Origin of the sequence: Oxalicibacterium flavum (assembly GCF_014635065.1) — a bacterium.
Lineage (GTDB): Bacteria > Pseudomonadota > Gammaproteobacteria > Burkholderiales > Burkholderiaceae_D > Oxalicibacterium > Oxalicibacterium flavum.
In genome coordinates this window covers 302,083-322,022 of record NZ_BMCG01000004.1, presented here as the reverse complement: position 1 = coordinate 322,022, position 19,940 = coordinate 302,083, and the positions used below count along the sequence as shown (strand labels likewise).

The following is a 19,940-nucleotide window of genomic DNA, read 5'->3' as shown; positions in this document are numbered from 1 at the left end:
CCAAATCCTAGCGCCAAGAATTGGAAAGTGTAAAGACATTTCCTTCCGGAAATTTGCAAATGCGTTGCCAAATGTCCACGCAACACCTTTGCCGATATTCGGCGGGATTCGTTAAATCGTCACAGGCACGCCGCTATAATGGAGCGGATACCTCTCTCATTTCCCCTTGCATGGCTTCCCAAAAATCCGCCTCCAAAGACAAGTCCGACAAGGCGCCCAAACGCGCATCTTCCACCGCATTACGTCTGTTCCTGGGATTCATCGGTCTGGTGGCCGGATTGGGAACGATTGGCGCCCTGATCCTGGTGTTCGCGCTGGCGCTGGCTTACCCGAACCTGCCTGCGCTGGACTCGCTGACCGACTACCGCCCCAAGATTCCACTGCGCATTTTCTCCGCAGATAACGTCCTGATCGGCGAATTTGGCGAAGAAAGACGCAATCTGGTGCGCATCAACCATATTCCGGACATCATGAAGAAGGCCGTGCTGGCGATCGAGGACGACCGCTTCTTCGAACACGGCGGCGTCGATTACCTCGGTATCGCGCGCGCCGCCCTGCACAACCTCGGCGGCGGTGCGCGGCAGGGCGCCTCCACCATCACGCAGCAGGTCGCGCGCAACTTCTTTCTGTCCAGCGAACAGACCCTGAAGCGCAAGATTTATGAAGTCCTGCTGGCGTGGAAGATCGAGCGCAACCTGTCGAAGAACCAGATTCTCGAGGTCTACATGAACCAGATCTATCTGGGACAGCGCGCCTATGGCTTCTCCTCCGCCGCACAGATCTATTTCGGCAAGCAGCTGCAGGACATCACGGTGGCCGAGGCCGCCATGCTGGCCGGCTTGCCCAAGGCACCATCGGCCTACAACCCGGTGGTCAATCCCAAGCGCGCCAAGGCGCGCCAGCAATACATCCTGCAGCGCATGTACATGCTCGGCTACATCAGCGAGCCGCAGTACAACGAGGCACGCGAGGAAGAACTCAAGATCAAGACCAACAGCAGCGAGTTCGGCGTCCATGCCGAATACATTTCAGAAATGGCGCGCCAACTGGTCTATGAACAGTTCAAGGAAGAAACCTACACGCGCGGCCTGAACGTTTTCACCACCATCACCAAGGCCGACCAGGATGCCGCCTACCTGGCGGTGCGGCGCGGCGTGATGGCCTACGAAAAGCGGCAAGCCTATCGCGGCCCGGAAAACTTCATCGAGATCCCCGACAGCAAGGAAGAGGCCGAGGACGCGATCGAGGTCGAACTGGCCAACCATCCGGACAGCGACGGCCTGGTCGCGGCCGTGGTGCTGGAAGCCACGCCCAAGCTGATCCGCGCCGTATTGATTTCCGGCGAGGAGCTCGCCATCCAGGGCGAAGGCCTGCGCTTTGCCGCACAACTGCTGCGCGACAATGCGCCCCCCGGCAAGAAGGTCCGGCGCGGCGCCGTCATCCGTGTCATGCAGGAAGGCAAGGACTGGAGCGTGACGCAGATGCCGGAAGTGCAATCGGCGTTCGTCGCCGCCGATACGCGCGATGGCGCGATCCGCGCGCTGGTCGGCGGCTTCGATTTCAATCGCAGCAAGTTCAATCACGTCACGCAGGCCTGGCGCCAGCCGGGTTCGTCGTTCAAGCCGTTCATCTATTCCGCCTCGCTTGAAAAGGGACTGTCGCCATCTACCCTGATCAACGACGCGCCGATCAGCTTCAGCAGCGGCACCACCGGCGGCCCGCCGTGGGAACCGAAGAACTACGACGGCAAGTACGACGGCCCGATGACCATGCGCAAGGGTCTGGCGAAATCGAAGAACATGATCTCGATCCGCATCCTGCACAAGATCGGCGCCAAGTACGGCCAGGAATACATCACGCGCTTCGGCTTCGATGCGGCCAGGAACCCACCCTACCTGACGCTGGCGCTCGGCGCCGGCGTTGTCACGCCGCTGCAGATGGCGGGCGCCTACGCGGTCTTCGCCAACGGCGGCTACAAGGTCAATCCCTACCTGATCTCGCGCATCACCGACGCCGAAGGCCGCCTGCTGTCGCAGGCCAAGCCCGACAAGGCCGGCGACGAAAGCAACCGTGTGATCGATGCGCGCAATGCCTTCCTGATGGACAGCATGCTCAAGGAAGTCGTCAACTCCGGTACCGCCAGCCGCGCCAAGACACTCAATCGCACCGATCTGGCCGGCAAGACCGGCACCACCAACGATTCCTTCGATGCGTGGTTCGCCGGCTACCAGCCGGAGCTGGTCGGCGTGGCGTGGATCGGCTTCGACCAGCCGCGCAATCTGGGCAGCCGCGAAACCGGCGGAGGCCTCGCCCTGCCGATCTGGATCAGCTACATGGAAAAGGCGCTCAAGGGCGTGCCCATGGTCACGCGCGACATCCCGGACGGCATCATCCAGGCCAATGGCGATTATTTCTATGCCGAGAATCCGCCGGGGCTCGGCGTACGCAGCCTCGACGTGCCGGGCGAACAATGGCAGGGACAGCCGACGCGCGACGAGGTCAAGAACGAGTTGTTCTAATCGCCTTTCCGGTGCAATACAGTTGTCAATCTAAGGATTTCGCGCATGTTTAGGACTCTTCTCAGCAGCCTTAAGAATCCTGCCACCATGACAGATGAAAATCTGGAGCACGAGTGGGTACGAGTCAAAGAAAAGGTACTCACAACTTGTGCCGATACCCATCGACAAACTTACAACGTCGCATATGACCGCGCATCAAACATTCTAACTACGTTAGTAAATCGACATAGACATCTAATACTTGATGCAGAATGCATTCAACCATTCTATAAATTCATCCAAAAACGCATAGGCTCTCAAATATCAACAAATGTTGAGCATACCTCTGCTCCACTGTTATATGGATTGACCTTGGCTGCGTACACCGGTGGTTCAACCAGCACCTCAGGAAGTAATTTCCTTAGCAATCCCGATTTCGTAATGGAGTCGATCGATTACTTGATACAACAAGACGATGCTATGGGCTATTTCTTGAAAGGTTTGGTTCTGAAGTACGGACTTCAGCTGTTTTTACGTCCAAATCTTCAAGCAGCGAAGCAATATCTATTGAAAGCTCAGGCCATGGGAGTCGGCTCTACCAAAATTGAGTTGCAACAATTTTTTACTCACGAATATCGCCTGTCACACGTGGACAATGTTCATATGGATGTAAATAATTATGAAAAGTGGCAGTAGCAAACTACTTAGGCCGGCTTGCCAATGGTGACGGCGACGCCGCCCTGCTCGCTGACCGCGCGTGACAGCACCTCGAAAAATTCGCTGCCGTCGCGCGTATTGCGCCACTCGCCGTCCTGCGCCTTGAAGTGGTAGCCGCCGGAGCGCGCCGCCACCCACAGCTCCTGCATCGGCGCCTGGCTGTTGACGATGATCTTCGAGCCGTTGGCGATGATCTCGATCTCCAGCACGTTGCCGCTGCACGAGCACTCGACGTCCAGCGCGTCGGCATCGGCCAGCGCTTCCAGTTCGGCCTCGATATGGTTTAGCACGGCCTCGGCCTGCTTCAGGAATTCGGATTCGGTCATGCTACACTCCAAGTCGTTTTGTTCATTTACCCAAACCGGGATTCTAATCGTGAAGTCCGCTTTCGGCTTGCGCCGCATCATGCCCCCCCTTGCCATCGTGATCGGCACTCTTGGCCTGCTGGCCGGTTGCGGCGTGAAAGGTCCGCTGTACATGCCGACCTATCCGACTGCGCCCGGCACGCAGCCGGCAGCACCGGCCGACGAACAATTGCAGGCACCGGACAGCACATTGCCGGAGGTGTACACGCCGTCGGCTTCACCGATTACCCAGTAAGCCCAACCCGCTTTTCCATGTCGCATTTTTCCTATCAAGACGGCGTCCTGCATGCAGAAGGCGTCTCGCTGGCCGATATCGCGCGCCGCTTCGGCACGCCGACCTACGTCTATTCCAAGGCAGCCCTGAGCGCCAACTTCCTGTCCTATGCGGACGCCTGCCGCCGCCACGGCCGCAACGACGAGGCGGCGCTGGTCTGCTATTCGGTCAAGTCCAATTCCAACATCGCGGTGCTCGACGTACTGGCGCGGCTCGGCTCCGGCTTCGACATCGTCTCGGGCGGCGAACTGCTGCGCGTGCTGGCCGCCGGCGGCTCGCCGCGCAAGGTGATCTTTTCCGGCGTCGGCAAGTCGCGCGACGAGATGCGGCTGGCGCTGTCGCACGACATCCTCTGCTTCAACGTCGAATCCATCCCCGAACTGCACCGTCTCAACGAAGTCGCGGCCGAACTTGGCAAGCGCGCGCCCGTTTCACTGCGCGTGAACCCCAACGTCGATGCCAAGACCCACCCCTACATTTCCACCGGCCTCAAGGACAACAAGTTCGGTGTCGCCTATGAGGATGCGCTGGCGACCTATCGCGTCGCCGCCGCGCTGCCGCACATCGAAGTGACCGGCATCGACTGCCACATCGGCTCGCAACTGCTCGACGACGCGCCGCTGCTGGAGGCCGTCGACAAGCTGATCGAACTGATCGACACGCTGGCGGCGGAAGGCATCACGGTGCATCACCTCGACATCGGCGGCGGCATCGGCATCGACTACAACGGCGACAAGCCGGTCGCGGTCGGCGACTACCTGTCGCGCCTGTTCGCCAAGATCGATGCCTGGCGGGCTGCCAGGCACAACGGCGCGCCGATCAAGGTGCTGTTCGAACCCGGCCGCTCCATCGTCGGCAATGCCGGCGTGCTGCTGACCGAGGTGCAGTTCATCAAGCATGGCGAAACCAAGAACTTTGCGATCGTTGATGCCGCCATGAACGATCTCATGCGCCCCGCCATGTACGAAGCCTGGCACGGCGTGCAGACCGTCAAGCAGGCAGGCGAGCAGCCGGCACAAGTCTATGACGTGGTCGGCCCGGTCTGCGAATCGGGCGACTGGCTGGCGCGCGCACGCGAACTCTCGATCGCGCAGGACGACCTGCTGGCGATCCTGTCCGCCGGCGCCTACGGCATGACGATGGCGTCGAACTACAACACACGCGGCCGCGCCGCCGAAGTCATGGTCGACGGCAAGGATGTGCATTTGATCCGCAAGCGCGAATTGCCAGCCGAACTGTTTGCGGAGGAATCCCTGCTGCCATGAAAAAAAGCGGATGAAATCATCTGCTTTTTTCTTTTCCTGGCTAGGCCACCGGTCTGCGCGCCATCTGTTCCCTTGCGCGCTTTCTCCATGCCCACACTACCCGCACCGCCAACAGGAATCCGACGATGAGGGCAAAGATCAGCGGCTCCGCAAAATTGTTCTTGCCGGCGCGCATCCACCAGAAGTGCAGCAAACCCAACGGCACGATCACATAAATCAACCGGTGCAGCCACTGCCAGCGCCGCCCGCCCAGCCGCTTCACCATGGCGTTGGTGCTGGTGACGGCCAGCGGAATCAGCAGCACGAAGGCGGCAAACCCGACCAGGATGAACGGTCGCCGCACTGCGTCGCGCAGCATCTCGCGCAGGTCGAAGAAATGGTCGAACCAGAAGAAGGCCGTGAAATGCAGGAATGCATAGAAGAAGGCGAACAGCCCGATCATGCGCCGCAACCGGATCAGCCAGTTCCAGCCGCTCCAGCGCCGCAGCGGTGTCACCGCCAGCGTCATCGTCAGAAAATACAGCGTCCATTCGCCGGTATTCCAGGTGATGAATTCGAGCGGATTCGCGCCGAGCGCGTCGGTTAGCGCTCCCAGCAGCAGGCGTCCGAACGGCAGCAGGGCGAGCACGAACAGGCCGGCCTTGATGGCAAGCAGTTGCCGTGGCGCCGGATTGAAACCGGTCGCCATCTCAGTAGAATTTCTTCAGGTCCATGCCGCTGTACAGCGATGCCACATCGTCATAGCCATTGAACATCAGGGTCGGACGCTTCTTCGTGAAGAAGCCGTCTTCACCGATACGCCTTTCGCTGGCCTGCGACCAGCGTGGATGATCGACCTGTGGATTGACGTTCGAATAGAAGCCGTATTCGCCGGGGGCCGCGCGATTCCACGCGGTGCGCGGCTGGTCCTTGACGAAACGGATGGCGACGATGGACTTGGCCGACTTGAAGCCGTATTTCCATGGCACCACGATGCGCACCGGCGCGCCGTTCTGGTTCGGCAGCACTTCGCCGTACATGCCGAGCGTCAGCAGCGTCAGCGGATGCGCGGCCTCGTCAATGCGCAAGCCTTCGGTGTAAGGCCAATCCAGCACCGGATAGCGCAGGCCGTTCATCGCCTGCCGGTCCGCCGCCGTCACGAACTGCACGTACTTCGCATTCGACGTCGGCTCGACCTTCTTCATCAGCGCCGACAACGAATAGCCGATCCACGGGATCACCATCGACCAACCTTCGACACAGCGCAGGCGATAGACGCGTTCCTCGAGCGGCGCCAGTTTCAGCAGCGCGTCGATGTCCAGCGTCATCGGCTTGCCGACCTCGCCTTCGATGGACACCGTCCACGGCCGCGTCTTCATGGCCGATGCGTAGCGCGCCGGGCTGCCCTTGTCGGTGCCGAACTCGTAGAAGTTGTTGTAGGTGGTCGCATCCTTGTATGCCGTCTGCTTGTCGGCCACGGTATAGGCCGGATTGGCCTTGGTGGCCAGTTGCTGCGCCGACGCAGCGAAGGCTTCGCGCGTTGCCATTTCGAACAGCGCGCTGCCTGCGATCGAGCCGAGCGCCAGCTGGCGGATGAAGGTACGGCGCGACTCGAATACCGCGCGCGGCGTGATTTCCGAGGCGAACGGCAGGTCGCGTCCGTTGGGGGGGCGTTTGATCAGCATGGCAACTCCATTGAAGGCGACGCTCGGGGCACCAGTCAGACCATGCACCCCGCAGGATGTTTCATCGCCTTGGCGCGATGAAACACGGTTACCCCTTAATTCGTCGCCGCTCGCCGAAAAGTTACAGCTCGCCGTAGGAATGCAGGCCAGACAGGAACATGTTGACGCCAAGGAAGGCAAAGGTCGTCACCAGCAGACCCACCACCGCCCACCACGCCGCGACCTGCCCGCGCAGGCCCTTGATCAGGCGCATGTGCAACCATGCCGCGTAATTGAGCCAGACGATCAGCGCCCAGGTTTCCTTCGGATCCCATGACCAGTAGCCGCCCCAGGCTTCCGCCGCCCACAGCGCGCCGAGAATGGTGGCGATGGTGAAGAAGGCGAAGCCGACGGCGATCGCCTTGTACATGATGTCATCCAGCACTTCCAGCGCCGGCAGACGATCCACGAAGATGCCGCGCGCCTTGAGCAGATAGGCGATCGCCACCATGGCCGCCAGCGCAAAGGTGCCGTAGCCGATGAAGTTGGCCGGCACGTGGATTTTCATCCACCAGCTTTGCAGCGCCGGCACCAGCGGCTGGATCTCGCCGGCGTCGCGCGAGACCATGTACCAGAGCAGGAAGGCAACCGCCGCCGTGATCACCAGCAGCACGAAGGGGCCGAGCTGGCGCGTCGCGTATTGCTGTTCGTAGTACAGATAGAACAGCGCCGTCACCAGACAGAACAGGATGAAGACTTCGTACAGGTTGGAAACTGGAATATGGCCGATGTCCGGGCCGATCAGGTACGACTCGTACCAGCGCACCAGCATGCCGACGAATCCCATGACCACTGCCGCCCAGCACAAGCGGGAGCCGATCGAGCCGCCAGTGGCCGAGCGCGCAATCAGGCCGCCCCAGTAGAACAGCGTGGAAAGAATGAACAGCGTGCTCATCCAGAGGATCGCGGATTGGCTCGACAGCAGGTACTTGAGAAAGAACTTCTGCTCTGCGACCGCCAGCGAACCGTCGTACAGGGAGATGGCGAACAGCGACAACACCGCCAGCAGGACACACAGCCAACGCACCGATTTCCAGTGCCAACCGAGCCACGAGAAAGTCGGCACCGTCAGCAGCAGAATGGTTTCTTCATAGACATCCATGTGATGGCCATACCGGTTCAGTGCAAACACCGCACCGATCAGCCATGCCGCTGCATACAGCCAGTCGGGAATCGTCAAACGCCTGAAATAGCCGACAGGTTGCACCATTCTGCGATCCTGAACAATCTCCATGCCATCTCCTTTTCGGTAACGCGTCCTTGACGCCTGCCTTATCGTTGCCTGCTTTTTTATTCTGCACGCCAGGTCGCCCTGTCCGGGCAACGGCGGTTTCTCAAGCTGTTGCGGTCAATCGCGCCCCGATTGCGCAAGCTGCTGCCCGAGCGTGTCGAATTCCTTTTCGAAGTCCAGCGTCTGACGTTGCGAACTCATCGCCATCATGGCTTGCGTCCCGCCGCCGGATTCGGGTTTGATCCAGATCCACAGCCGGCGTTCGCGAATATAGAACATCGAGAACACACCAATCGTGAGCAGCAGACAACCAAGATACACGATGTTCTTGCCGGGCGAACGCGTCACCTGCAGCACCGAGGCCTTGATCTCCTCGAAACCGCGCAACTGCAGATAGACCGGGGAGCCATAGAAGAACGCGTCGGAATAGGCATTGGCCGACAGTTGCAGGAAACGCGCATGCCGGTCGTCAGCCGCAATCGCAGGCAGCCCGTCCTGCTGACGGGCAAACTGCCACAGATCCCACAGGCTGCCATGCAGGATCTTCATGAAGATATCGGCCGCCTTCTCCTGTTCCTGTGCCGGAATCCGTTCCAGGAATTGCGATACCGCGACATAGCCGGCACTCTCCTCGTCGCCGGCAAAGATCGTCAGACCACGCAGGGCAGACGCCTGCAACTGTACGCGCAGGCCATCCGCCGCGGCGCGCGCATCCGGCAGCGCACGCGCCGCATAGGCACGCGCAGCACGCTCGCGCAGTGCCGGGTTCAGCAACGCCGCGCGCAGCCGCATCCATTCCTCGACCGAATCGTTGTCGTCGGCCGGAATGCGCAGAAAACGGAAAGGTTCATTCGGCGATTCGCGTACTCCGGCGAGGAAGACGTAAGCGCCATCCACTTCGACCGGCTGCATGTAGTTGTGATATTCGCGCGCCTGACCATTGCGGTCGCGCAGCTTGTACTGCACGCTGGGACCGACATTGCGGAATTCGCGGATATCCACCGTCTTCGCCGCCGAGCCGAGATGGCGATCGAGCCCTTCGGCCAGCCGGCGGTTGAAGCCCTGATTCGGATTGACGGCGCGTACATCCTGCCCCTCCTGCGCCATGTTCTCGACATTGAAGGGGCGAAATCCCGACCACTCGATTGTGTAGTCGCCACCGCGATCCGGCCCCAGTTCCGTCGCATTGCCTACCGTTCCCTCCAGAGCGAACGTTCTGTAGGCGCCACCGCGCATTGCATAACCCTGCAGTTCCAGTTGGCTGCCGCCATCCTCGAAGCTCGACTGATAGACGGCAAACCCGCGATGAATAAGCGGTTCGTTGACCTTGATGGTGGCCGGGAAGCTGGCGCCGCTGTCATGGTCGGTGACGGTCACCTCGCTGGCGAACAATCTGGGCATGCCGGTCGAGTAATACTCGATGACGAAGCGCGTGAGCCGGATAGAGAACGGCAGGTCCTGGATCAGCACGCCATCCTGCTGCGGCACGATGGCGGTGCTGCTGCTGCCGCCTTCGGGAATCATCGTGTTGCCGCGAAAGCTCGGATTGCCGATACCGAGCCGGTGCTGCGCCGGAATTTCCGCGATCAGGCCATTGCCGGCGAACGGGGTCTTGTCGTACAAAAGCTGCTGGATGCGGATCGGCAGGTCGGAATCGAGCAGACCGCCGAGGCAGATGATGACGATGGAGGCATGCGCGAAGATGTAGCCCCACTTGTTGGCAGTGCCCTTGCGCGCGGCAATCAGCGTGCCGCCATCCTTTTCCACCACCTTGCTGCGGTAGCCGTGCGCGGTGATGCATGCAGCCGCCTGCTCCACTACCTGCTCCGGTGCGGCATCAGCCTGCCATTCCCGCCGGTAATGAAAATTGCGCAGCGACTGTTCGCGCACGTTGTCGCGCCAGCTGCGCATGTCGCGCACCATTTTTGGCGCGTTGCGGATCAGGCACAGCGAGGTCGAGATCACGAGGAATCCCATGATCGCCATGAACCACCAGGTGGAATAGACCGCGTACAGATCGAGCTTGCCGAACACCTCGAACCAGAACGGACCGAACTGGTTGACGTAGTTGGACATCGGCTCGTTCTGCTTGAGCACGGTGCCGATCACGGAAGCGATCGAGATCAGCGTCAGCAGACTGATGGCGAAACGCATGGACGACAGCAATTCGACACTTTCCGCCAGCCAGCGGCGACGCGTATTCAGTTGCCAGCCGGTCGTGCTCGTATCCGCTTCCATCGTCATGCCGCGACCTGCTCCTCTTTGTCTCTATCCATGCCTGCGTCGATTTTACTGTCTTGCCGGCCGCCAGAATAAAAAGGGGCAGTCCGGCTGCCCCTTGTTCATGCGATCGGTGATCGTTCTACTTGAGGCCGGCGACGTAATCCGCAACCGCCTTGATTTCCTCCTCCGACATGCGCTTGACGATCTGCGTCATCTGCTCGCTGTTCTTGCGCGCGCCGGAACGGAAAGCCAGCAGTTGCGCTTCGGTATAGGCCTGATGCTGGCCGGCCAGACGCGGGAACTGGGCCGGGATGCCGGCACCGTTGGCGCTGTGGCAGGCCGCGCAGGCCGGCACGCTGCGCTCGGCGATGCCGCCGCGGAAGATTTTCCTGCCGAGCTCCACCGTGTCGGCGTTGCGCGCCGCACCTGGAGAAGGCTTGGACGATTTTGCCAGGTAGGCCACGACGTTGCGGATATCCTCCTCCGTCATGCCCTTGGCGATGGGCTCCATGATCGGATTGTGCCGCTCGCCAGTCTGGAAATTGACGAGCTGCTTGTGGATGTAGGCGCCGTGCTGGGCCGAGAGCTTGGGATTTTCAGGAAGGGATGCGTTGCCTGCCGGACCGTGGCAGGTAATGCAGGCAATCACGTTACGTGCCGTGTCACCCATGTTGTAGAGCATTTCTCCCTTGGCGGGATCGGGCTTGGCAGCAGGTTTCTGCTCGGCGGCCTGGGCAGAGAAAGCAGCCGTCAGGATAGCGATGAACAACGTTTTTACGACCGGTAGGCAAATACGATTCATTCGGACACCTTGAAGACTTGTTTAAAATCTGCCAGGTTGGCAACCGTTTTTAGCAGCTACTGAGGTGCGAGTTCACTCCCTTGCGCAACGCGATGTAACGCCGCATTGTACAATAGCTTTTCGGCATTTTTGCCAGCCCGCAGCTTTTTCTCCCTCATCCCTATGTCCCGACTTTGGCAAGCCCGCTTCTTCACCACGGTGAATCATCTCCGTGATTTGCCAAATACACAAGTCCCCGAGATCGCCTTCGCCGGCCGCTCGAACGCCGGTAAGTCGACCGCGATCAACATTCTCGCAAACCAGAAAAAGCTGGCGTTCGCCTCCAAGACGCCGGGGCGCACACAGCACATCAATTTTTTCTCGATCGGCGGCGCGCATGTGGGGCAGCACCGCAAGGATGCCACCAGGGTCGATGAAATCCGCGCCTTGCTGGTCGATCTGCCCGGCTACGGCTATGCCGAAGTGTCCGGTTCGGCCAAGCTGCATTGGCAAAGCCTGCTGGGTGACTATGTACAACGCCGCGAGCAACTGGCGGCGCTGGTGCTGATCGTCGATTCGCGCCGGCCCTTCACCGATCTCGATATCCAGATGCTCGAATGGTTTGCGCCAACCGGCAAACCCATTCATTGTCTGCTGACAAAGTCGGATAAACTCAATCGCAACGAGGCCACCAACGCCCTGCGCGCCGCGCGCACGCTGCTGAACAGTTACGTCGATGAAGAGGGGCAACCCTTCCCCTTCACGGCCCAATTGTTTTCCGCGCTGAAACGCGACGGCATCGAGGAAGCGAACGACCGCATCATCGAACTGCTGGGATTGAACGAGACGGAAGAAGAGGATAAAAAAAGCCCCGGAGAAAGGGGAGTATCTCCGGGGCAATAACGCCATCCCGCATGAAGCGGCATGGCCCCGCTCAGGGAGGAGAAGCGGGAGATGCAAAGCATCTGCTACTAGGATGAGTCGGCTGCGAAAAAGTTTCGGTTTCGTTTCATATTTTTTGCGGACTTTTTTACATTGCCTTTTCGGCACCTTTTCCTTGCGAAGACCATGATCAAATCTGCGACCGCTTCCCACTTCCCCGCCGTCCGCATGCGCCGCATGCGCAAGGATGCGTTTTCACGCGCAATGATGCGCGAACATGTCCTGACGCCGGCCGACCTGATCTATCCGGTCTTCATCACCGAAGGCGAAAACCACCGTGAAAAGGTCTCGTCGATGCCGGGCGTCGAGCGCCTGTCGCTCGACGAACTGTTGAGTGTGGCCGAAGAGTGTGTGGCGCTCAATATTCCGGTCATGGCGCTGTTCCCCGTCATCCACGCCTCGCTCAAGACACCGGACGGCAGCGAAGCCGCCAATCCGGACGGCCTGATCCCGCGCGCCGTGCGCGAACTCAAGAAACGGTTTCCCGAACTCGGCATCCTGACCGACGTCGCGCTCGACCCCTATACCAGCCACGGCCAGGATGGCGTGCTCGATGCGCACGGTTACGTGCTCAACGACGAAACCTGCGCCATCCTGACGCGGCAGGCGCTGGCACAGGCCGAAGCCGGCGTCGATATCGTTGCGCCGTCCGACATGATGGACGGCCGCATCGGCGTAGTGCGCAACGCGCTGGAAGCGCATCACCACATCTACACGCGCATCATGGCCTACTCGGCCAAGTACGCGTCGGCCTTTTACGGCCCGTTCCGCGACGCGGTCGGCTCTTCCGCCACGCTCGGCAAGAGCGACAAGATGACCTACCAGATGGACCCGGCCAACAGCAACGAGGCGCTGCGCGAAGTCGCGCTGGATCTGGCCGAAGGCGCCGACATGGTGATGGTCAAGCCCGGCTTGCCATATCTGGACATCGTGCGCCGCGTGAAGGACGAGTTCAAGGTGCCGACCTTCGCCTATCAGGTCAGCGGCGAGTACGCGATGATCAAGGCCGCCGCACAGAACGGCTGGCTCGACCACGACCGCACCATGATGGAATCCATGATCGCCTTCAAGCGCGCCGGCGCCGACGGCATCCTGACCTATTTCGCGCTCGACGTCGCGCGCCGGCTCAAGCAGGGTTGAGCTTACCGCTCGCTCAAATAAAAAAGCGTCCCGCGGGACGCTTTTTTAGTGTCGATGCATAACCTGATTACTTGTTCGGCTGCGGCGTCACGCGCAGGTACGGACGCTCGGCCTTGTAACCTTTCGGGAATTTCTGCTTGATCACTTCCTCGTCCTGGATCGTCAGCGGGATGATGACGTCGTCGCCGTCCTTCCAGTTGCCGGGCGTGGCAACCGAGTAGCCATCGGTCAGCTGCAGCGCATCGATCACGCGCAGCACTTCCTCGAAGTTGCGGCCGGTGGTCAGCGGGTAGGTGAAGATCAGGCGCACCTTCTTCTGCGGATCGATCACGAACAGCGAACGCACGGTGGCCGTGGTCGATTGGTTCGGGTGGATCATGTCGTACTTGTCGGACACCGATTTGTCGGCATCGGCAACGATCGGGAAGCCGACCACGGTCTTCTGCGTGGCTTCGATATCCTTGATCCAGTCGATGTGCTTCTCGGCCGGATCGACGGACAGCGCGATCGCCTTGACGTTGCGCTTGTCGAATTCGGGCTTGAGCTTGGCGGTCAGGCCCAGCTCGGTGGTGCAGACCGGGGTGAAATCGGCCGGGTGCGAGAACAGCACCACCCAGGAATCGCCCGCCCATTCATGAAACCGGATCTTGCCGATCGAGGAATCCTGTTCGAAATCGGGTGCGGTATCGCCCAGACGTAAGGTCATCGCTTTCTCCTTTGCATTGATCAATGTTTGACTATAGAAGCATCGTGCGCTTTTACCAACGACAAATATGCATTAAACAAATAACGACAAGCTATGTACCAGCGGCAATCATTTGCCGGCCGCAAAGTCCAGCGACTGCAGGAAACGTTGCGCGTTCTGGAATCCGATCACGCGCCCGCCCTGCACCTCCTGCCCATTGCGGTCGAAGAAGATGATGCCGGGCGGCCCGAACAGATTGAAGCGGCGCAACATGGCCTTGTCGTCCGCATCGTTCTTCGTCACATCCGCCTGCAGCAGCACCATCTCGTCGAGCCGCGCACGCACCTGCGGCTGGCTGAAGGTGAACCGTTCCATCTCGATGCAGGATACGCACCAGTCGGCGTAGAAGTCGAGCATGACAGGTTTTCCGCGCGCCTGCTGCAGTGCACGTTCGAGGTCGTCCACGGTCTTGACCCGCACGAACTTCACTTCTTCGCCGTGCGGCTCGCCCGTCAGATGCGCCAGCGGCGCCAGCACATCGCGTCCGCCAGTCGCCAGCCCAACCAGCTGCAACAGGCCGCCGGCAACGAACAACACACCCAGCGCCTTCGCCAGCCAGCCGCCGCGCGCCCCCCACAGCAGCCAGCCGCCATAACCGATGCCCAGCGCCACCCAGCCAAACATGTAGGCCACGGCCGGGATCACCGGCGAAATCATCCACAGCGCCACCGCCAGCATCAATACGCCGAAGAAGCGCTTGACCGCATCCATCCAGGCGCCGGCGCGCGGCAGCAGCGTACCGGCCGACAGGCCGAGCAGCAGCAGCGGCACGCTCATGCCCATCGCCATCGAGAACAGCGCACCGGCGCCAACCGCCACGTCACGCGTCTGGCTGATGTAGAGCAGCGCACCGGCCAGCGGCGCCGCCACGCAGGGTCCGACAATCAGCGCCGACAGCGCGCCCATCACGAACACGCCGGGCAGGCGTCCCGCACGCTGGCGGCGCGAGGTATCGCTCAATTTGCCCTGCACGAAGACCGGCATCTGCAACTGATAGACATCGAACATCGACAGCGCCAATCCGACCATCAGCAGCGCAAAGGCACCAAGCACCCATGGATTCTGCAGGCCGGCGGCCAGCCCTTCGCCGATCAGGCCGGCTGCAGTGCCGAGCGCGGTATAGACGATCGCCATGCCGAGCGAATAGACCAGCGCCAGCACGAAGCCACGGCGCCGCGTGACTGCTCCTTCGCCGACGATGATGCCGGACAGGATAGGCAGCATGGGCAACACGCACGGCGTGAACGCGAGCCCCAGGCCCAGCAGGAAGAACAGCGAGGCCACTGCCAGCAGCCGGCCACCCTGCAGGGTGCGCTCTATGCGTCCCATCTCGGATTCGGGTGGACTGCTCGAGGCCATCCCTTCGCCGTCGGCCGCATCGAGCAGACGCACCGTACCGCCATCGGGCGACAGTTGCGCGAGCGTGGTCACGGGTGAATAGCAGAGTCCCTTGTCAGAACAGCCCTGGCTGGTCACGGCCAGCGTGAAGGTGCCATCCGTCTGCACCGGAAGCCGGATCGTCACGCTGTCGCGATAGACCTCCACGTCCTTCTGGAAGGTTTCGTCGAAGGTAATGCGTCCGTCCGGTATCTGCGGCGCGCCGAGCTGTGCTTCCTGCGCTTCGAAGCCGAAACGTTCGCGATACATGTAATAGCCGTCGGCGATCCGGTAGCGCGCTTCCACCACACCGGGTTCGCTCATGCGCAGCGACAGCGCGAAGGCCGCATGCGGGTCGAGAAATTCTTCCGCCGCCTGTGCAGACGGCAAGGCGGCGAACATGAACAACATGATCAGCGCACGGAGCAGCCTGCGCAGCCCTGTCGCCGCAGGCAGGACTACACCATCCATTCGTTGCAAGAGAGTCTTCGTCATCCGTCCCTCAGGTCCGCTGCAAGGGTTCCGTTTCGGCCGCGCCCCAGTTCATGTAGGCCGGCAGTCCTTCGCTGATCGGCACTGCGACGATCTCCGGCACGTCGTAGGGATGCGCTGCCTGGATCGCTGCCTGCACTTCCGCGTAGCGTGCCTGCGTGGTCTTGATCTGCAGCGGGATTTCCTCGCCCTGCTCGATCTTTCCCTGCCAGCGATAGAGCGCCTGCACCGGCATGCCGATGTGCACGCAGGCCGCCAGGCGCGCCTCCAGCACGCGCTGCGCGAACGCCGCGGCCGAAGCGCGATCGGGCCAGGTCGTCAGGACCAGCAGCATGTGTTGTGTCGTCAGCATGTTCTTGAATGGGTAGTACATGCGCGTCGCCGCGCGCATGATGGCTGCCACAGATGGAAGTCACGAATAGACGCCAAAACCGGCCGCCGGTTCGCCACCGGATGCGGCGAGCACCTATCTTGCCATAAACCATCTGTCTTGCAGATGCACAAAAAACAAAAGCCAGGCGATGCCTGGCTTTGCTTGATCGATACCGAATCGATGCGGAATCGATTATTCGCCGCTGTTGTCTTCCACGGCTTCGGTGTTTTCCGGACGGTCAACGAGTTCGACGAAGGCCATCGGTGCATTGTCGCCAACGCGGAAACCCATTTTCAGGATACGCAGGTAGCCGCCGTTGCGGTTTGCGTAGCGTGGGCCCAGTTCCGAGAACAGCTTGCCGACGATTTCGCGGTCGCGCAGACGGTTGAAAGCCAGACGCTTGTTGGCCAGCGTGTCGTTCTTGCCGAGGGTCAGGATCGGTTCGACGACGCGGCGCAGTTCTTTTGCCTTCGGCAGCGTGGTCTTGATGGCTTCATGACGCAGCAGCGAAACGGTCATGTTGCGGAGCATCGCGAGGCGATGGGAAGAAGTACGGTTCAGCTTGCGAAGGCCGTGACGGTGACGCATGGTATTTCCTTTCAGTTAGTTTGTATCCAGTTCTTCTATCGTCATCAGGTGACGCGGACCGGTAGGGGATCGAATTATACAGCCTGGCAGGCTGTGGCACTACAGCCGCGGCGACCGGAATCTCCAGCCGCCGCGGATACGACAATTACTTCTCGAGACCAGCCGGCGGCCAGTTTTCGAGCTTCATGCCCAGCGTCAGACCGCGCGATGCCAGCACTTCCTTGATTTCGTTCAGGGACTTGCGGCCGAGGTTCGGCGTCTTGAGCAGTTCGTTCTCGGTGCGCTGGATCAGGTCGCCGATGTAGTAGATGTTTTCGGCCTTCAGGCAGTTGGCCGAACGCACCGTCAGTTCCAGATCGTCAACCGGACGCAGCAGGATCGGATCGACGGCCGGTGCGCGCGACGGTGCATCTGCCGGCGCTTCGGTGCCTTCCAGTGCCGCGAACACGTTGAGCTGGTCAACCAGCACGCGTGCCGACTGGCGGATCGCTTCTTCCGGCGTGATGACGCCGTTGGTTTCGATGTTGATGACCAGTTTGTCCAGATCGGTACGCTGTTCCACACGCGCCGATTCGACAGCGTACGACACGCGACGCACTGGCGAGAACGAGGCATCAAGGATGATGCGGCCGATGGTCTTGTTGGCGTCTTCCGACAGGCGACGCACGTTGCCCGGCACATAGCCGCGGCCTTTTTCGACCTTGATCTGCATGTCCAGCTTGCCGCCGGCGGTCAGATGCGCAATCACGTGATCCGGATTGATCAGTTCGACGTCGTGCGGCAGCTCGATGTCGGAAGCCAGCACGGCGCCTTCGCCTTCCTTCTTCAGGATCAGCGTGACGTCATCGCGGTTGTGCAGCTTGAAGACCACGCCTTTCAGGTTCAGCAGCAGATCGACGACGTCTTCCTGCACACCGTCCAGCGACGAGTATTCGTGCACGACACCGGCGATCGTCACTTCGGTCGGGGCATAGCCGACCATCGACGACAGCAGAACGCGACGCAGGGCATTGCCCAGGGTGTGGCCGTAGCCGCGCTCGAACGGCTCCATCACGACCTTGGCGTGACCGGCACCGAGTGCTTCGACTTCGATAATACGGGGTTTCAACAAGCTGTTTTGCATGAAATGTCCTTTTCAATACCCTCGGCTCATTACACCGATAAGGCTGATGGCATTACGAGAAAAGCCCACCAAGTAGGTGGGCCGGAAAAACTGATTAGCGGGAATACAATTCGACGATCAGCGATTCGTTGACGTCGTTGGCAATCTCGCTGCGATCCGGTGCCGACTTGAAGGTGCCTTCCATTTTCTTGGAATCGACCGACACCCACGATGGCAGGCCGACCTGTTCCGCCAGCGACAGCGCTTCGACGATACGGGTCTGCTTCTTGGCTTTTTCGCGGATGGCGATCACGTCACCGGCCTTGACCTGGTACGACGCGATGTTGACGACAATACCGTTGACGGTCAGTGCCTTGTGCGACACCAGCTGACGTGCTTCGGCGCGGGTCGAACCGAACCCCATGCGATAGACGACGTTGTCCAGACGGGCTTCCAGCAGCTTCAGCAGCGTTTCACCGGTGTTGCCCTTGCGGCGATCGGCTTCGGCGAAGTAACGGCGGAACTGACGCTCGAGGACGCCGTACATGCGCTTTACCTTTTGCTTTTCGCGCAGCTGATTGCCGTAGTCGGAGGTACGTGCACCCGAGGTGCGACCGTGCTGACCTGGCTTGGAGTCGAGTTTGCACTTCGAGTCGAGCGAACGGCGTGCGCTCTTCAGGAAGAGGTCGGTGCCTTCACGGCGGGAGAGTTTTGCTTTGGGTCCGATATAACGTGCCACGATTTTTCCTTAGTTATGCATGACGCCCCGGAATGAATCTTCTTGCGAAAACACAATTCATCGGGCGCTAGTCTGATCAACCTGCAATCAGACGGTGGTCTTAAGAACAAAACCCGCCAAACATTTGGCGGGCCGGGAACGACAGAAAAACTGCCGATGATACAGCAAATTTAGATACGACGACGCTTCGGCGGACGGCAACCGTTGTGCGGAACAGGCGTCACGTCCTGGATTTGCGTGATCTTGATACCGAGGTTGTTCAGGGCGCGAACCGACGATTCACGGCCAGGACCCGGGCCCTTGATACGCACTTCGAGGTTCTTGATGCCGTACTCGATGGCAACCTTGCCAGCGGTTTCGGCAGCGACCTGCGCGGCGAACGGGGTCGATTTGCGCGAACCCTTGAAGCCTGCACCGCCCGACGTTGCCCACGACAAGGCATTGCCTTGACGATCGGTGATCGTGATGATGGTGTTGTTGAAGGACGCGTGGATGTGCGCGATGCCTTCGGCAACGTTCTTTTTAACCTTCTTGCGCGCGCGTGCTGCTGCGGCGTTATTGGATGCTTTTGCCATAATTCTTTCCTTGAATCCGACGAGTCAAACTGCGACTGGATTATTTCTTCAGCGATTGCGCTGCCTTGCGCGGACCTTTACGGGTACGGGCATTGGTACGGGTACGCTGACCGCGAACCGGCAGACCACGGCGATGACGCAGACCGCGATAGCAGCCCAGATCCATCAGGCGCTTGATGTTCATCGAGAGTTCACGACGCAGATCGCCCTCGACGATGAACTTCGCGATTTCGTCGCGCAGCTTTTCCAGCTCGTTATCGTCCAGATCCTTGACCTTCTTGGTCGTCGGAACGCCCGTTGTGTCGCAGATTTTCTGCGCGCGTGGACGGCCGATACCATAGATTGCGGTCAGACCGATTACGGTATGTTGATGATTGGGTACGTTTACCCCAGCGATACGTGCCATTCGTTATTCCTCAATCAATAACGTTAATTAACCTTGGCGCTGCTTGTGGCGCGGTTCGATGCAGATGACGCGAACGACGCCTTTGCGCTTGATGATCTTGCAGTTGCGGCAGATCCGCTTGACTGATGCGAGCACTTTCATTTTTGCCCTCTTCCTTACAGTTCTTGATTCGTTTTTAAATTACTTGGTACGGAAAACGATCCGTGCCCGGCTTAAATCATAAGGCGTCAGTTCCACCGTCACCTTGTCTCCCGGCAGGATGCGGATGTAGTTCATGCGCATCTTTCCGGAAATGTGACCGAGCACCACATGCCCATTTTCCAACTTGACTCTGAATGTTGCATTCGGAAGATTCTCGAGAATCTCGCCCTGCATCTGAATTACGTCGTCTTTTGCCATTCGTT

The 19,940-nt window shown here is 60.1% G+C and carries 22 protein-coding genes; 6 read left to right on the top strand and 16 right to left on the bottom strand.

The features are described 5' to 3' along the window. Positions 1-170: 170 nt before the first annotated feature. Both IEV38_RS11970 and IEV38_RS11965 read left to right on the top strand, forming a co-directional pair. Positions 171-2,519 (top strand): penicillin-binding protein 1A, encoded by a 2,349-nt coding sequence (locus IEV38_RS11970; protein ID WP_188396424.1) that lies wholly within the window; start codon positions 171-173, stop codon positions 2,517-2,519. A 45-nt stretch (positions 2,520-2,564) separates the two neighbouring features. Beyond that, on the top strand, positions 2,565-3,194 hold the full coding sequence (locus IEV38_RS11965) for a hypothetical protein (protein ID WP_188396423.1): 630 nt from the start codon (positions 2,565-2,567) through the stop codon (positions 3,192-3,194). An 8-nt stretch (positions 3,195-3,202) separates the two neighbouring features. On the opposite strand, the gene cyaY is transcribed toward IEV38_RS11965, so the two are convergent. Next, positions 3,203-3,541, bottom strand: coding sequence for an iron donor protein CyaY (cyaY, locus tag IEV38_RS11960; protein ID WP_188396422.1), 339 nt, complete (start codon positions 3,539-3,541; stop codon positions 3,203-3,205). A gap of 49 nt (positions 3,542-3,590) precedes the next feature. On the opposite strand from cyaY, the gene lptM reads away from it, so the two are divergent. Both lptM and lysA read left to right on the top strand, forming a co-directional pair. Next, a complete protein-coding gene (gene lptM, locus IEV38_RS11955; RefSeq protein WP_188396421.1) occupies positions 3,591-3,815 on the top strand; it encodes an LPS translocon maturation chaperone LptM in 225 nt (74 codons plus the stop codon). A gap of 17 nt (positions 3,816-3,832) precedes the next feature. Continuing rightward, positions 3,833-5,119 (top strand): diaminopimelate decarboxylase, encoded by a 1,287-nt coding sequence (gene lysA / locus IEV38_RS11950; protein ID WP_188396420.1) that lies wholly within the window; start codon positions 3,833-3,835, stop codon positions 5,117-5,119. Between the two features lie 40 nt (positions 5,120-5,159). Here the strand turns inward: lysA and msrQ are convergent, their stop codons facing one another. The 5 genes from msrQ to IEV38_RS11925 all read right to left on the bottom strand — a co-directional run bounded on the left by msrQ (position 5,160) and on the right by IEV38_RS11925 (position 11,078). Then, positions 5,160-5,807 (bottom strand): protein-methionine-sulfoxide reductase heme-binding subunit MsrQ, encoded by a 648-nt coding sequence (msrQ, locus tag IEV38_RS11945; protein WP_188396419.1) that lies wholly within the window; start codon positions 5,805-5,807, stop codon positions 5,160-5,162. Position 5,808: 1 nt separating this feature from the next. Beyond that, positions 5,809-6,783: a protein-methionine-sulfoxide reductase catalytic subunit MsrP gene (gene msrP, locus IEV38_RS11940; RefSeq protein ID WP_188396418.1), complete on the bottom strand. Its 975-nt coding sequence runs from the start codon at positions 6,781-6,783 to the stop codon at positions 5,809-5,811. A gap of 121 nt (positions 6,784-6,904) precedes the next feature. Continuing rightward, entirely contained in the window at positions 6,905-8,032 is a 1,128-nt protein-coding gene (gene ccsB / locus IEV38_RS11935; protein ID WP_371869872.1) for a c-type cytochrome biogenesis protein CcsB, read from the bottom strand. Between the two features lie 138 nt (positions 8,033-8,170). Next, positions 8,171-10,291 (bottom strand): cytochrome c biogenesis protein ResB, encoded by a 2,121-nt coding sequence (locus IEV38_RS11930; protein WP_188396501.1) that lies wholly within the window; start codon positions 10,289-10,291, stop codon positions 8,171-8,173. Between the two features lie 124 nt (positions 10,292-10,415). Further along, on the bottom strand, positions 10,416-11,078 hold the full coding sequence (locus IEV38_RS11925; protein WP_188396416.1) for a c-type cytochrome: 663 nt from the start codon (positions 11,076-11,078) through the stop codon (positions 10,416-10,418). A 162-nt stretch (positions 11,079-11,240) separates the two neighbouring features. Here IEV38_RS11925 and yihA point away from each other — a divergent pair, with 162 nt between their 5' ends. Further along, positions 11,241-11,960, top strand: a complete 720-nt coding sequence (yihA, locus tag IEV38_RS11920) for a ribosome biogenesis GTP-binding protein YihA/YsxC (RefSeq protein ID WP_188396500.1) — start codon at positions 11,241-11,243, stop codon at positions 11,958-11,960. Between the two features lie 165 nt (positions 11,961-12,125). Continuing rightward, positions 12,126-13,139, top strand: a complete 1,014-nt coding sequence (gene hemB, locus IEV38_RS11915; RefSeq protein WP_188396415.1) for a porphobilinogen synthase — start codon at positions 12,126-12,128, stop codon at positions 13,137-13,139. Between the two features lie 67 nt (positions 13,140-13,206). On the opposite strand, the gene IEV38_RS11910 is transcribed toward hemB, so the two are convergent. From IEV38_RS11910 to infA, 10 genes are all read right to left on the bottom strand, one after another. Then, positions 13,207-13,845 carry a peroxiredoxin gene (locus IEV38_RS11910; RefSeq protein ID WP_188396414.1) on the bottom strand — a complete coding sequence of 213 codons (639 nt, stop codon included), beginning with the start codon at positions 13,843-13,845 and terminating at the stop codon, positions 13,207-13,209. A gap of 108 nt (positions 13,846-13,953) precedes the next feature. After that, positions 13,954-15,732, bottom strand: a complete 1,779-nt coding sequence (dsbD, locus tag IEV38_RS11905; protein WP_188396499.1) for a protein-disulfide reductase DsbD — start codon at positions 15,730-15,732, stop codon at positions 13,954-13,956. 31 nt (positions 15,733-15,763) lie between these two features. Continuing rightward, the gene (gene cutA, locus IEV38_RS11900; RefSeq protein WP_229729014.1) at positions 15,764-16,126 is read right to left on the bottom strand and encodes a divalent-cation tolerance protein CutA; all 363 of its coding nucleotides are present in this window, start codon (positions 16,124-16,126) and stop codon (positions 15,764-15,766) included. Positions 16,127-16,318: 192 nt separating this feature from the next. Beyond that, the gene (rplQ, locus tag IEV38_RS11895; RefSeq protein ID WP_188396412.1) at positions 16,319-16,714 is read right to left on the bottom strand and encodes a 50S ribosomal protein L17; all 396 of its coding nucleotides are present in this window, start codon (positions 16,712-16,714) and stop codon (positions 16,319-16,321) included. A gap of 145 nt (positions 16,715-16,859) precedes the next feature. Next, positions 16,860-17,837, bottom strand: a complete 978-nt coding sequence (locus tag IEV38_RS11890; RefSeq protein WP_188381178.1) for a DNA-directed RNA polymerase subunit alpha — start codon at positions 17,835-17,837, stop codon at positions 16,860-16,862. A gap of 94 nt (positions 17,838-17,931) precedes the next feature. Then, the gene (gene rpsD / locus IEV38_RS11885; RefSeq protein ID WP_188396411.1) at positions 17,932-18,555 is read right to left on the bottom strand and encodes a 30S ribosomal protein S4; all 624 of its coding nucleotides are present in this window, start codon (positions 18,553-18,555) and stop codon (positions 17,932-17,934) included. Positions 18,556-18,725: 170 nt separating this feature from the next. Then, positions 18,726-19,130, bottom strand: coding sequence for a 30S ribosomal protein S11 (rpsK, locus tag IEV38_RS11880; RefSeq protein WP_188396410.1), 405 nt, complete (start codon positions 19,128-19,130; stop codon positions 18,726-18,728). A 40-nt stretch (positions 19,131-19,170) separates the two neighbouring features. Continuing rightward, positions 19,171-19,536, bottom strand: coding sequence for a 30S ribosomal protein S13 (gene rpsM / locus IEV38_RS11875; RefSeq protein ID WP_188396409.1), 366 nt, complete (start codon positions 19,534-19,536; stop codon positions 19,171-19,173). A 27-nt stretch (positions 19,537-19,563) separates the two neighbouring features. After that, positions 19,564-19,677 (bottom strand): 50S ribosomal protein L36, encoded by a 114-nt coding sequence (gene rpmJ, locus IEV38_RS11870; RefSeq protein ID WP_012081231.1) that lies wholly within the window; start codon positions 19,675-19,677, stop codon positions 19,564-19,566. A 39-nt stretch (positions 19,678-19,716) separates the two neighbouring features. Further along, entirely contained in the window at positions 19,717-19,935 is a 219-nt protein-coding gene (gene infA, locus IEV38_RS11865) for a translation initiation factor IF-1 (protein ID WP_005663428.1), read from the bottom strand. Between the last annotated feature and the right edge of the window lie 5 nt (positions 19,936-19,940).

Coding starts and splice junctions, on each gene's coding strand:
- rpsM (WP_188396409.1), bottom strand. CDS start 19,536: ATGGCACGTATCGCTGGGGTAAACGTACCCAATCATCAACATACCGTA.
- rplQ (WP_188396412.1), bottom strand. CDS start 16,714: ATGCGTCACCGTCACGGCCTTCGCAAGCTGAACCGTACTTCTTCCCAT.
- cyaY (WP_188396422.1), bottom strand. CDS start 3,541: ATGACCGAATCCGAATTCCTGAAGCAGGCCGAGGCCGTGCTAAACCAT.
- lysA (WP_188396420.1), top strand. CDS start 3,833: ATGTCGCATTTTTCCTATCAAGACGGCGTCCTGCATGCAGAAGGCGTC.
- IEV38_RS11930 (WP_188396501.1), bottom strand. CDS start 10,291: ATGGAAGCGGATACGAGCACGACCGGCTGGCAACTGAATACGCGTCGC.
- cutA (WP_229729014.1), bottom strand. CDS start 16,126: ATGTACTACCCATTCAAGAACATGCTGACGACACAACACATGCTGCTG.
- ccsB (WP_371869872.1), bottom strand. CDS start 8,032: ATGGTGCAACCTGTCGGCTATTTCAGGCGTTTGACGATTCCCGACTGG.
- hemB (WP_188396415.1), top strand. CDS start 12,126: ATGATCAAATCTGCGACCGCTTCCCACTTCCCCGCCGTCCGCATGCGC.
- yihA (WP_188396500.1), top strand. CDS start 11,241: ATGTCCCGACTTTGGCAAGCCCGCTTCTTCACCACGGTGAATCATCTC.
- IEV38_RS11970 (WP_188396424.1), top strand. CDS start 171: ATGGCTTCCCAAAAATCCGCCTCCAAAGACAAGTCCGACAAGGCGCCC.
- rpsK (WP_188396410.1), bottom strand. CDS start 19,130: ATGGCAAAAGCATCCAATAACGCCGCAGCAGCACGCGCGCGCAAGAAG.
- IEV38_RS11925 (WP_188396416.1), bottom strand. CDS start 11,078: ATGAATCGTATTTGCCTACCGGTCGTAAAAACGTTGTTCATCGCTATC.
- infA (WP_005663428.1), bottom strand. CDS start 19,935: ATGGCAAAAGACGACGTAATTCAGATGCAGGGCGAGATTCTCGAGAAT.
- msrQ (WP_188396419.1), bottom strand. CDS start 5,807: ATGGCGACCGGTTTCAATCCGGCGCCACGGCAACTGCTTGCCATCAAG.
- rpmJ (WP_012081231.1), bottom strand. CDS start 19,677: ATGAAAGTGCTCGCATCAGTCAAGCGGATCTGCCGCAACTGCAAGATC.
- msrP (WP_188396418.1), bottom strand. CDS start 6,783: ATGCTGATCAAACGCCCCCCCAACGGACGCGACCTGCCGTTCGCCTCG.
- dsbD (WP_188396499.1), bottom strand. CDS start 15,732: ATGGATGGTGTAGTCCTGCCTGCGGCGACAGGGCTGCGCAGGCTGCTC.
- IEV38_RS11910 (WP_188396414.1), bottom strand. CDS start 13,845: ATGACCTTACGTCTGGGCGATACCGCACCCGATTTCGAACAGGATTCC.
- IEV38_RS11965 (WP_188396423.1), top strand. CDS start 2,565: ATGTTTAGGACTCTTCTCAGCAGCCTTAAGAATCCTGCCACCATGACA.
- IEV38_RS11890 (WP_188381178.1), bottom strand. CDS start 17,837: ATGCAAAACAGCTTGTTGAAACCCCGTATTATCGAAGTCGAAGCACTC.